9 protein-coding genes are annotated in these 11,870 nt (G+C 44.1%); 7 read left to right on the forward strand and 2 right to left on the reverse strand.

The window, feature by feature from the left end; translation table 11 throughout:
• The 5 genes from ACSLP7_RS06065 to ACSLP7_RS06085 all read left to right on the forward strand — a co-directional run.
• Positions 1 to 958, forward strand: a 958-nt coding sequence (locus ACSLP7_RS06065; protein WP_435578477.1) for a Glu/Leu/Phe/Val dehydrogenase dimerization domain-containing protein, incomplete at its 5' end; no start/stop codon positions are given.
• Between the two features lie 135 nt (positions 959 to 1,093).
• Entirely contained in the window at positions 1,094 to 3,361 is a 2,268-nt protein-coding gene (locus tag ACSLP7_RS06070; protein ID WP_435578478.1) for a two-component regulator propeller domain-containing protein, read from the forward strand.
• The gene (gene recO / locus ACSLP7_RS06075; RefSeq protein ID WP_435578479.1) at positions 3,361 to 4,077 is read left to right on the forward strand and encodes a DNA repair protein RecO; all 717 of its coding nucleotides are present in this window, start codon (positions 3,361 to 3,363) and stop codon (positions 4,075 to 4,077) included. The genes ACSLP7_RS06070 and recO overlap by 1 nt, the downstream gene beginning before the upstream one ends.
• Positions 4,078 to 4,081: 4 nt before the next feature.
• A complete protein-coding gene (locus tag ACSLP7_RS06080; RefSeq protein ID WP_435578480.1) occupies positions 4,082 to 6,487 on the forward strand; it encodes a TonB-dependent receptor in 2,406 nt (801 codons plus the stop codon).
• A 492-nt stretch (positions 6,488 to 6,979) separates the two neighbouring features.
• Entirely contained in the window at positions 6,980 to 7,585 is a 606-nt protein-coding gene (locus ACSLP7_RS06085; RefSeq protein ID WP_435578481.1) for a hypothetical protein, read from the forward strand.
• 14 nt (positions 7,586 to 7,599) lie between these two features.
• Here ACSLP7_RS06085 and ACSLP7_RS06090 read toward each other — a convergent pair whose 3' ends face one another.
• Positions 7,600 to 8,448, reverse strand: coding sequence for a hypothetical protein (locus ACSLP7_RS06090; RefSeq protein ID WP_435578482.1), 849 nt, complete (start codon positions 8,446 to 8,448; stop codon positions 7,600 to 7,602).
• A 238-nt stretch (positions 8,449 to 8,686) separates the two neighbouring features.
• On the opposite strand from ACSLP7_RS06090, the gene ACSLP7_RS06095 reads away from it, so the two are divergent.
• Positions 8,687 to 10,186, forward strand: coding sequence for a carboxypeptidase-like regulatory domain-containing protein (locus tag ACSLP7_RS06095; RefSeq protein ID WP_435578483.1), 1,500 nt, complete (start codon positions 8,687 to 8,689; stop codon positions 10,184 to 10,186).
• Positions 10,187 to 10,308: 122 nt separating this feature from the next.
• On the opposite strand, the gene ACSLP7_RS06100 is transcribed toward ACSLP7_RS06095, so the two are convergent.
• Positions 10,309 to 10,788: a paraquat-inducible protein A gene (locus tag ACSLP7_RS06100; protein ID WP_435578484.1), complete on the reverse strand. Its 480-nt coding sequence runs from the start codon at positions 10,786 to 10,788 to the stop codon at positions 10,309 to 10,311.
• Positions 10,789 to 10,953: 165 nt separating this feature from the next.
• Here ACSLP7_RS06100 and ACSLP7_RS06105 point away from each other — a divergent pair, with 165 nt between their 5' ends.
• The gene (locus ACSLP7_RS06105) at positions 10,954 to 11,583 is read left to right on the forward strand and encodes a C39 family peptidase (RefSeq protein WP_435578485.1); all 630 of its coding nucleotides are present in this window, start codon (positions 10,954 to 10,956) and stop codon (positions 11,581 to 11,583) included.
• The last annotated feature ends 287 nt before the right edge of the window (positions 11,584 to 11,870 follow it).

An 11,870-nucleotide genomic window follows, 5' to 3' on the forward strand; every position in this document is an offset into this window, starting at 1 on the left:
TAACTTCAACCCTAAAGGAAAGTCAGATGCAGAAGTAATGCGCTTTTGCCAAAGCTTTATGACAGAATTAGCACGCCACATTGGTCCTAATACTGACGTACCTGCCGGTGATATCGGAGTGGGTGGTCGTGAGATCGGATATATGTTTGGTCAGTACAAGCGTCTACGCAACGAGTTTACTGGAGTATTGACTGGTAAAGGTTTGGCTTACGGTGGATCTTTGATCCGTCCAGAAGCTACAGGTTACGGTAACGTATACTTTGCGCAGAACATGTTGGGGACGCGCGGCGAGAGCTTCCAAGGAAAAACAGTTTTGATCTCTGGTTCGGGTAACGTAGCACAGTTTGCTTGTGAAAAAGCGACTGAGCTTGGCGGAAACGTAGTAACCATGAGTGATTCTGGCGGATTCATTCACGATCCAGATGGAATTGACAGCGATAAATTAGCTTTCATCATGGACCTTAAGAACAACAAGCGCGGGCGTATTAAAGAATACGTGAACGAGTATCCGTCGGCTAAGTTCTTTGAAGGTGAGCGTCCTTGGGGAATTGCTGGAGATATTGCACTTCCTTGTGCAACTCAAAACGAATTGAACGGAGATGAGGCTAAAACCTTAGTGGACAACGGCGTATTCTGTGTTGGAGAAGGTGCAAACATGCCTTGTACTCCAGAAGCCATTGAAGTATTCCACAAAGCGAAGATCCTTTTCTCTCCTGGAAAGGCCTCTAACGCTGGAGGTGTAGCCACTTCTGGTTTGGAAATGTCACAGAACTCTTTGCGTATGAACTGGACGGCTGAAGAAGTTGACCAGCGCCTTCACAAGATCATGAATGATATTCACGATGCTTGTGTGAAGTACGGAAAAGACGGTGACGGTTATGTAGATTATGTAAAAGGAGCCAATGTAGCCGGTTTTGTGAAAGTAGCAGATGCTATGCTCGCACAAGGCGTGGTATAAATTCTCCTTTTTTGAGATAGTAAAACCGTCGAAGCGCAAGTTTCGGCGGTTTTTTTTGTCAATTAGACAGTACCCCAAGCCAGTTCTGGCAATAAAAGCTATTTTAGCGTGTTATTTAGAAGAAAAGCTTCCGGCATGCGCTCTGCATTATTTTTTGTTTTCCTGCTGATAGGACTCACGGCAACTGCTCAGAATTTTGAAGACAGTTGGACGGGTTACTTCTCATACAATACTACCGTAGACATTTCAGAAGGCCCCGATGAGCTGATCGTTGCTGCAGAGAACGCCTATTTTGAGCTCGATCTTACCACAAGAGAGATCACTACTACCTCTTCCATTCAAGGTCTTTCTGGAGAAGAGATTTCTACCATTTACTATAGTGAAACTAATAACCTCACCATCATTGGTTACGCCAATGGACTTTTGGAGGTGGTTTTGGAGGATGGCGAAGTGGTCACCGTAGTAGATATTTTGGACGAATTGGCCGTCCCGCCAGATGAGAAGCGTATCAACCATTTTTATGAGTTTGAAGACATTCTCTACATCAGTACGGACTACGGCATTTCTGAATACGATCTGAGCGCCCTTGAATTTGGAGACACCTTTTTCATTGGAGCTGGAGGAACGCGACTGCGAGTTATTCAATCCACCGTTGTTGATGGTTTCATATACGCGATTGCTCCAGCAGAAGGTTTAAAGCGAGCTGACCAATCCAGTCCTGATCTTATTGACTTTAACTTGTGGGATACTGTCTTTACTGCACAGCGTGGGGTTGTGAATTTTAACGGCACCTTATTCATATCTCGATTTGCCGGACAGATCACCCGTCAGAATGAAGGTGGAGGCTTTACGTTGTTGGAAACTCTCGATGAGGGAATTATTGACTTTAGGGCTACCGATGAGTACTTAATCGCAACAACGCTTAATCAAGTACATGTATACAATACGGACTTTGAAAAGGTTGCTTTTGTAACGGGCCTGCCTGGATTTGATTACCGCCTCAATGCAGGCTCTGCCAAAAACGGCAATATCTATATGGGGACTCGTGAATTTGGAATTCTAGAAGTGCCTTTTGGATCCAATTTACCCACGCAGGTTTTACCAGATGGTCCTTTGAGAAACCGTGTTTTTGCCATTGATGCCGCGCCGAATCAGCTTTATGCTTCTTTTGGTGACGTGACGGTGTCTTTTAACCCTTTTCCTTTGAGCCGCTTTGGAATGAGTCGTCTGTTCAACGATTCTTGGCGCAATTACAGTTATGAAGATATCTTTCAAGCCAATGATATTGTCAATGTGACCATCAATCCTGCAGATACCTCACAGGTGTATTTCAGCTCTTTCAATTCAGGATTGTTGGAGTTGCGAGAAGGTACGCCAACAATTTTGTATGACGACAGCAACAGTCCTCTGGAAACTATATCCACGGAGATCACAGACATTCGTATTTATGGAGCCGATTTTGACCGAGAAGGGAATTTGTGGTTTGTACAATCATTGGTGGATGACGGTTTAAAACGAATTACCCCTGGCGGGGGAATCTCTTCTGTAGATGTGACCTCCGTTATTCCTGATGGCGATTTGGCCTTGACAGAGCTTAAAGTCAGCCGAGAAGGCTTTATTTATTTTGGAAGCGCGCAGAATGGGGTGATCGCCTACAGTCCAAATTCCGGAGAATTTAGAAAGATCTCTGAAGGAATTGGTAGCGGAAACCTGCCTTTTAATGATGTTCGCGCCTTGGCCTTTGACAACAGCAACCGCCTTTGGATAGGAACTACACAAGGTTTACGGGTTTTCTTCAATGTGGGAGGCATCTTTGAAGAAGGCAGCAATATTGACTCCAACCAGATCATTATTTTAGAAAATGGAGTCCCTCAGGAATTACTTTTTGAGCAGCCCATAACCGATATTGAAGTAGACGGTTCCAACAACAAATGGGTCGCCACAGCAACATCGGGAGTGTTTTATTTCTCAGCCAACGGCCAAGAGACTTTGCTTAGATTTACCAAAGACAATTCGCCCTTACCTTCAAACAACGTACAAGACATTGCCATTGACGGCCTCAGCGGACGGGTCTATTTTGCAACTACCAACGGTTTGGTTGCTTTTAACGGTCGCGCTACAGATCCCAGAGATGATCTTCAAGGGCTTTATGCCTTCCCAAATCCAGTCCGTCCAGAATATAGTGGCCCTGTAACTATCGACGGTCTTACAGAGGGTGCCAACGTTAAGATCACTGACTTGGAAGGTAACTTGGTTTTTGAGCAGACCTCAGAGGGTGGAAGTGTTCAATGGGATACCACTGCCTTTGGAAAGTATCGCGTGCGCTCTGGAGTGTATTTTATCATGGCGACTACAGAAGACGCTTTGGAGACCAAGGTTTCTAAAATCATGATTGTTCGCTAATGCACGTCACTACGCCTGCACTGGTTATTTCTTCTTTAAAATACGGCGAGGCCGATCTGATCGTAAAGTGCTATACCCGACAAGCAGGCTTAAAGTCCTATTTGCTTCGCGGAGTACTCAAAAGCAAGAAAGGCAAGCTTAAAAAGGCGCTCTTTTTACCCTTGAGTCTGTTAGAGATCGAGGCCAATCACAAAGACAATCGGAACTTAGAATACATCAAAGAGGCGCGGCTGTTAGTGCCTTATCAAGAGCTGCATACGGATATCATAAAACAGACCTTAGTGATGTTCTTGGCAGAGATGCTGCAGCATTCCATTCAAGAAGAAGAACCCAATAAACCGCTCTTTGATTATTTAGCCGAGTCTTTTGTGTGGCTAGATGAGGCCAAGAGCTACGCCAGTTTTCACATTGTTTTTCTGTTGCAACTGAGTCGTTTTTTGGGCTTTTATCCAGACGATCAGGCCGCGGAACTGCCTTGTTTCCATTTACTTGAAGGCCGATTTACTGAGCCGGTCATTGATCCCATGTGTAATTGCGATGAGGTAGTGAGTCATTTTAAGCAGTTTTTCGGTATAGATTTTGATGCATCTACGAGCGTCAAAGTGCCAAAATCAGGCCGATTGGAGGTGTTAAATTTGCTATTGAGGTATTATCAGCTACATTTGCAAAATTATAAAGCACCCCAGTCTTTGACGGTGTTGAATCAACTGTTTTAGTTTCATGCGAAATACCCTGTTTGCGCTCTTATTTTTGGGGGGATTAACGCTGTGCAACGCCCAGACAATTCAGGTGGTTAGCGATGCTGACCAAAGCCCTGTTTCTGGGGTGGCCATCTATACCTTCAGCAAAGATTTTGCGACCATTACAGATCTGGACGGAAAGGCCAATCTGGATGAGTTCCCGCAAAACGAGCCTATTATTTTTCAGCATATTTCGCACAGTACGCGTCAGCTTAGAAAGTCACGCATCATTCAAGAGAACAATCGCGTGGTGCTTACCCAAGATTCAGATCAGTTGGATGAGGTAGTGCTCTCAGTGACCAAGTTTGTTCAAGACAAAAAAGACATTGCCCAAAAGGTATTGACCGTTTCTCAGCGAGATGTGAGTATGTTCAATCCGCAGACCTCCGCAGACCTTTTAGAAACCAGTGGTCAGGTCTATGTGCAGAAGAGTCAATTAGGTGGTGGAAGCCCTATGATCCGTGGATTTTCTACCAATAGAGTTTTAATTGCTGTGGATGGAATCCGCTTTAACAATGCGATTTTCCGCTCAGGGAACGTACAAAATGTGATCTCCATTGATCCCTTTACGGTGGAACGCACGGAGGTTATTCTCGGTCCCGGTTCTGTGGTTTACGGTTCTGATGCTGTAGGTGGAGTAATGAACTTTTTTACTCAAAGACCCGGTTTTTCTTTTGTTGATGGGATGTCGCTGTCTGGGAATGCTTTTACGCGTTATTCTACGGCCAATAATGAAAAGACCGGTCATGTCGACTTTAATATTGGCATGAAGGAATGGGCCTTTTTAACCTCGGTTACCTTCAGTGATTTTGACGATTTGAGAATGGGTTCTCGTGGCCCGGATGACTATCTGCGCCCTGATTTTGTGGAGCGTGTAGGCGGAGCCGATGTGATCGCTACCAATGATGATCCAGAGGTGCAAGTAGGAACAGGCTACAGCCAATTTAACCTGATGCAAAAGGTGCGTTACAACCCGAGTGCGCGTTGGGATTTTGATCTTGGTCTATTCTACACGTCGACTGGAGATGTACCGCGCTACGACAGACTCATCCGCAGAAGAGAGGGGCAACTGCGCTCTGCCGAATGGTTCTATGGGCCTCAAGAATGGTTAGCCACCAAACTGCAGGTACAGCACAAGGCAGAAAACGGCATTTTTGATGAGGCCAAATGGATTGGAAGCTTTCAGCAGTTTAAAGAAAGCCGCCACGATCGCGACTTTGGTTCAGACATTCTCTTTGAAAACTTTGAGCGTGTAGCCGCCATCAATACCAACTTGAACTTTAACAAGCAGATCGGTACGGCCAGTCTGTTTTACGGAGCAGAATACGTGTATAACAAGGTTTTTTCACGCGGGCAACAAGTCAATATTTTAGATGGCAGTAGCGCTGCAACAGCGGCAAGATATCCGGACGGATCCACTTGGCAATCTATCGCGGCTTACACCAGTTTGCAGTGGAAGCTCAGTTCGCAACTGAATTTTCAAGGCGGATTGCGTTATAGCCATGTGCTTTTAGATGCGGATTTTGACAATACCTTCTTTGACTTGCCTTTTGACCAAGCGGAGATCAATACAGGAGCCTTTACGGGCTCAGCTGGATTGGCTTGGAATCCGAACCCAACCATTGGCTGGAAGTTGAACTTCTCCACGGCCTTTAGAGCGCCAAACATCGACGATGTAGGTAAGGTCTTTGATTCAGAACCTGGTTCTGTGGTTGTGCCGAATCCAGATTTGGAACCCGAATATGCCTACAGTGGTGAATTGGGTGTGACTTTGAACTTTGAGAATGTGGTTCAAATTGACGCCACTACTTTTTACACCCACTTAGACGATGCCTTGGTACGCCGAGACTTTAGTTTAGATGGCCAGACGGTTATTGATTATCAAGGCGAGCCGAGTAATGTACAAGCCATTCAAAATGCTGGAGAAGCCCGCGTTTACGGTTTTGAAGCCGGTTTGAACATCAACTTTACGGACTACCTCCGCTTGAGATCTCAATACAGCATTACTGATGGCTATACCGAGGAAGATGACGGCTCAGAAGCGCCCATACGCCACGCTGCGCCTCCTTTTGGAAATACCCGTTTGACCTACCGCGGCAAGAAATTAACCTTAGACGCTTTTGTGGAATACAACGGTCAGTTTGACTTTACGGACCTCGCTCCGAGTCAGCAGAACAATGCTTTCCTTTATGCTTTGGATGAAAACGGCAACCCCTTCGCTCCAGATTGGGTAACCCTAAACTTTGGGGCACAATATCAGCTTAGTGAAGCAATCCTGTTTACGGCGAATTTGGAGAATATCACCGATCAGAGATATCGTCCTTATTCTTCTGGAATTGCTGCTCCAGGAAGGAATTTGATTATGGCTGTTAAGTATTCATTTTAGTTTACGGACACCGAGTGTTTCTCGCAGGGCGAGAAATGTATCGAGGTGTCATTGACATTCACTTCTCTGGACATCGAGTGATTTTCACGTAGTGGAAATTGTATCGAGATAACATCTTGGTCTAGCTTCACAAATGGTCTTATAACCATACTCTTTTTTTATGTTACTTTTTCCATCGATGAAAAAGTATCCAAAAAATCTAGTCCCACCGGAATCGATTTTTCCTTAAAGATGCTTGCTGAGCTTATAATTAGGCTGGAAACCACAAAACTCGCCTGAATTCTTCCGAAATCTCAGAATTCTTAACGGCGTGTTTTGTTATCGATGCGGTGGGACGTTTTTTAATGACGTCTAAAATTACAGTCTCAACAAACCTCGCTTTACCTGAGAAGGCGGCGGGTTAAGAGGCGTGTTTTGATATCGATGCGGTGCAAGAATTTAATGCTGTCTAATTATTAGTTATCTTCAAGTCGATAATTAATACTTCCCCGTTTGCAATTCTTTTACAAAGGCCCCAAGAAGCATTACAACTCCATTGATTTCTTTAGTGGCTGTGCCATTTTTGTTGGCTTTGCGGCTTTTATTTTCTTTCTTACCCTTTTAGATGATATTGAAGATTTGGGCGATCACGCCTTTGAGATCATCATGTTCGTTATTGTTGCTGGAGTGACTGTGGCCGGAGTTTTTCAGAAAAAAGCCAAACTGCACAACACCAGATTGGTGATAAAAAATGATGTCCTCCGAATAAAAAAGGAGCTTACCATTCCTATGGAAAAGATTAGGCTAGACCTTTATAAAAAGGATGGAACCTTTGTTCGATATCACCTATATGACACGCAAGGTAAGGTGGCTATCTATTCCATTTATGAAGATGATCTTTCCAGATTCATTCAAGAAAATTATGCGGATATCACCTCAGAATATACCGTAGACAAAACAATGGGTGGCGAATCTGTTTCAACCCTTGTAGCAGGCTCGCGTACCTTGTCTTATAGTCTTTCTACTGGTAAATACACGATTTCTGAAAATGAAGAAATCGTGCTAGACCAGCTTCCGGAATTCTACAGTTATGACAGTAAGTATAAGGCCAAGGCTTAAAACTCTTCCAATGCTCAACCGTAGATATCGCTAAAGTCAGCGACCTCTACCACAGTAACTCCTAAGTTGTCCATAAGATTATTGACTGCGGGTTCGGGTTTGTCTTTGTTGACATACCAAACGTTCATGGGTTTGCCGAGTTTATTGAAATAACGGCGACGCTCAATGAGCAACCAACGTAAAAAGACTTCATCACTTCCATAACCCAAGCCAAAGATGATTACAGGTTTGTTGAACCAGATGTCCAACCAAGTCATATGCCCTTGCCATTCGCCTTTTCTGTGGGTGTTGTCCAAGCGTCCTGCTCCTGTGGTGATAAGCTGGCGGGCGCGCTCTGCAGCGCCCATATAATCGGTGAGTCCCAATCGGATCGAATCAAAATAACGCACATCTCCATGCACCTTCCAAATACCAAATCCTCCACAGGGCTTTGTCAATTCCTCAAGGCTGTAATAAGACTTCCAGGGGTAAAAACGGGTAAATCCTTTGGATTCGATATGATGGATCTTAGCGCCAATGGAGGTTTCAAAACCCGCATCAAAATTGGTGGTAAGGACAGGAGCCTCGTGTTCTTGGGCGAGTTCCATCAAGCGTTTATGAACGCTCAAATCCGCTCCAGGCTTTAATTGAAGACTTTTCACCACGCGTTTTTTCACATTGGTGCGCGGCTTCGCATAGAGTTGGATCAGATCGTAAACCTCGGTATTGGAAAGTTCATCCACCGGAAAGGCAATGCGCTTGTCTCCAGCATCAATGAGCAACTGCTTCCAAGAGGGCATAATGCCTGCTGCCAGGTTCGGACCGTTTCCTATTAAAAAAGCGGCTTCAGGCGCTTTTTTCAGTATTGATTTGATTGCTTTCATTCTCTATTTTTTATAGCTCCAAAAAATGCGGCTCCGAGTGAACCCGAACAAACCTTGGTTGCCATGGGTAGCACTGCATTTATTGAATCAGAAAGTAAAATAAAAATAAAAGAAACCAACAGCGTATATCTACTTGAATTGAAGTAACAAAAAAACCGCTTTATCGTCTCAATAAAACATCCGAGGCAACTATTTGATCAAAAATTACGTCTTATATCCGGATGCAAACAAAACCATCATGAAACAAATCTTTTCAATTTTACTTGCCGCAGGAGCCCTATTGGCCTCCGCCATTGCTAACGCTCAAGGATATCAAGCCACCGTTGTGGACGCTAAAACTGGGGAACCTGTTCCTTTTGCCACCGTTCAGACAGGAGAACACAGCGGAACTATTACCAATGATGAAGGTGTCTTTGCGCTTTCTGAGTCTCAGGTGGCTAAGTTGCAAGACAGTATTTATATCTCTTCCATGGGGTATGAGAAGATGGGATTGTGGATTGATGCCAACGCGCCAGCGCAGATTCAGCTGCCGCAAAAGACCAATGAATTGAGACAGGTTTTGATCACTGCAGAGAATCTGGATTCTGAAGAGATCTTGGAGCGTGTCAAAGCTAATATGGCTGAAAACTACAAAGCGCCTTTAAGCCGCTATAAGTTCTTTTTTAGACAGAGTGACTACACGAATATGGAGCAGTTGCAGTTTACCGTTAAGAAGAGCAGTATTCCAGAGTTGAATCAAGAACTGATGAATCAGATCACGCGTGCCGCTGCGCAAAACGAGTGGTACTACCGTGAGACCCTTGGAGATTTTTATGGCAACTACAATGGCTTTAAAGTCTCGGTTGACAAGGCTGCAGAGCTATATGACAAGAACAAAGATGTATCCTTAGATGGCCTGTCTGACAAGCTCGAGCGTATTTTCCAAGAGAATGTAAAGCGTGACTCTTATTTGAAGATCAAATCAGGGATCTTTGGCACCAAGGTGCAATTAGATTCCGCCAAAAATGCAGAGAGCGCTGAGCCAGATCCTATTGTTACTGTGGAGACTGAAAACACCCAAAGACCCGACCACACTGCTCAGGTGACAGCGCGTTTGGATGAGCTTTATACCCAATTGTTTTTCAATGAAGACACGGAGTTGGACTTTTTAGAAAAGTCTAACCGTTATAGATGGGAGCTTGACGGCTATACGTTTATCAATGGAGAGCCGGTTTGGATCTTGCACTTTACGCCTAAAGGGAAAAAGGATTTTGAAGGCACCCTTTACGTAAATACCGATGATTATGCCATTATGCGTTTGGACTTTGCCAACGTTCGTCCAACCAACCGTTTTGGTTTGTTAGGGATCAAATGGCGTCGTAATGTGCTGCGTGGCAAGATGCTCTTTACTTCGGATGAAAACGGTCACTACCGCCCGCAATACTTGGAGCTGGAAGACGGTGAATACACCTCGGTGGACCGTCCGCTTAAGGTGATTGAAAAGAACAAAAACGTCAAAGGTCGTCGCAAGCAAAATGAACTTTCCATGGATATGCTAGTAGCCGTAAACAGCTTGACCAAATATGAGTTTGTGGTTTTTGATGCCGAGTCTATTGATGAAGGTGCTTACGCTAACGCGAGGCCTAGTTCTGGGGTAGAACCGACATATTTGAGTGCTTATGATGCTTCTTTTTGGGAGGGGTATAATATTTTGGAGCCGAATCAAGCGATTCAAGCGTTTAAGGTTTTGGAGGAGTAGCTTTAATCCTCCCAATAAAAAAACTCGCCACCATCCTAAAAATCACAGAAACAGCTATATTACCGAACGATGTTTTCTCAGAAAACCAAATGTCTAGTAGACATTTGAGTGAGGCACTCGCGTTAGCGGAAGGCAATTTTTCCGATAAGATGACTACTTATCATCCGTAGAATTACTGATAACGCTATAAAACTCGTCCCTACCTCCAAATTCATAGTGATCAAAGAAGTATCTAGCTTAAAATTGAGAATCAAAAGGGCAACCAAAAATACATCCAACATGGACCATTTGTCCAAGTCTTTAAGGATGCTTACCAGCTTTCTAGGTAACAGCTGAGGTGCCGCCAAACGAACGCTTAGGTCTAAGTATTTGATTATTGGAAATACAATAGTGAAGATCAAGATCACCAAGGCCAAAAAGACATCGCCTTCTTCCCAGAAATAGTCAATGCTGCCTACCAGGCGCATGCTCTCTTCTTCCAAAACAAAACCGAGTATGGAAGTTTTAGACGATAGGATCGGGAACACCAACCCTAGAATATAGAAAATGGCAGAGGCGGTTAAAGCCGCCCCGGCAAGGAGATCAAGTCGTTTTATGCGCATAGAAACCTATTTAGACACCCTAAAGACGAGCGAGCGTCTATAAAGTTTCAAGCTTAGTTTAATTGAGAGGTGTGCATTACCATGTAAATGAAATCTAACCGCTAATGGGTAGAAGGGGTAATGATGTAAATGCCTAATATTGAATATCATAAAACACCATTAGGCATGAAACTAATTTTATTGGGACTGTTATTATTGATCCCTTCCGCTCAAAGAACTTCCGAATCCAGTTTACTTAATATTGATACTGCTGTAAGGCTGCAATGCTCGGGATTTAACCAGCAAGGTGTTCAGCGCTGTATAGCCGGAATAGATTCGTCCATATTGAATGTGGTGGCCAAAGACCGTCAAAAAGCCAGTCAATGGTGTTGGGCAGCCTCCATAGAGGCCGTACTCAATTATTACGGATACAACATCAACCAAGAAGATATTGTGTTCCAAACTTGGGGAGACATTTACAATATGCCCGGAACGGCCTATGATATTTTGGGCGCCTTGAACAAAACCTATACAGATAGAGATGGACGTACCTTTACCGTACGCGCAGAAACCTTCAGCGCCAATCCCATGTCGGCTTCCAATGACCTGGCCAATGATTATCCTTTGATCATAGGAACACAAGGCCACGCCATGGTCTTAACTGCCCTAGAATATGACAGAGATCAATACGGCAACGGAAAAGTAGTCAATGCCATTGTAAGAGACCCATGGCCCTATAGCCCAGGCAAACGCTACCTCTCCGCCCAAGAATGGTATAGCACCAACCTTTTAGTTCGCATCAGAGTATATAATTAAGATTATATTTCTCTCGCTGCTCCATTTGAAGCTCGTAAAAATCAATCTTTAAAATTCGCCGCCTTCTACGGTAAAATGAGGTTTGTTTGGTTCGAGGTCTATTGACCAATTTGAACCCGTCCCACCGCATCGATAACAAAATCCGCCGTTAAAAATTCTGAGATTGCGGAAGAATTTAGGCGGGTTTTTGTGGTTTCTGGCAATATTGATAAAACTGTTTCTAGTTGCAGTAAAAAATCGATTCCGGGGGGACTAGATTTTTTGGATACTTTTTCATCAATGGAAAA

Origin of the sequence: Gilvibacter sp., from assembly GCF_965601605.1 — a bacterium.
GTDB lineage: Bacteria > Bacteroidota > Bacteroidia > Flavobacteriales > Flavobacteriaceae > Gilvibacter.

What these genes read in the sequence shown, in the direction of transcription:
- ACSLP7_RS06070 (WP_435578478.1), top strand. Translation starts at nt 1,094, where the DNA reads ATGCGCTCTGCATTATTTTTTGTTTTCCTGCTGATAGGACTCACGGCA.
- recO (WP_435578479.1), top strand. Translation starts at nt 3,361, where the DNA reads ATGCACGTCACTACGCCTGCACTGGTTATTTCTTCTTTAAAATACGGC.
- ACSLP7_RS06080 (WP_435578480.1), top strand. Translation starts at nt 4,082, where the DNA reads ATGCGAAATACCCTGTTTGCGCTCTTATTTTTGGGGGGATTAACGCTG.
- ACSLP7_RS06090 (WP_435578482.1), bottom strand. Translation starts at nt 8,448, where the DNA reads ATGAAAGCAATCAAATCAATACTGAAAAAAGCGCCTGAAGCCGCTTTT.
- ACSLP7_RS06095 (WP_435578483.1), top strand. Translation starts at nt 8,687, where the DNA reads ATGAAACAAATCTTTTCAATTTTACTTGCCGCAGGAGCCCTATTGGCC.
- ACSLP7_RS06100 (WP_435578484.1), bottom strand. Translation starts at nt 10,788, where the DNA reads ATGCGCATAAAACGACTTGATCTCCTTGCCGGGGCGGCTTTAACCGCC.
- ACSLP7_RS06105 (WP_435578485.1), top strand. Translation starts at nt 10,954, where the DNA reads ATGAAACTAATTTTATTGGGACTGTTATTATTGATCCCTTCCGCTCAA.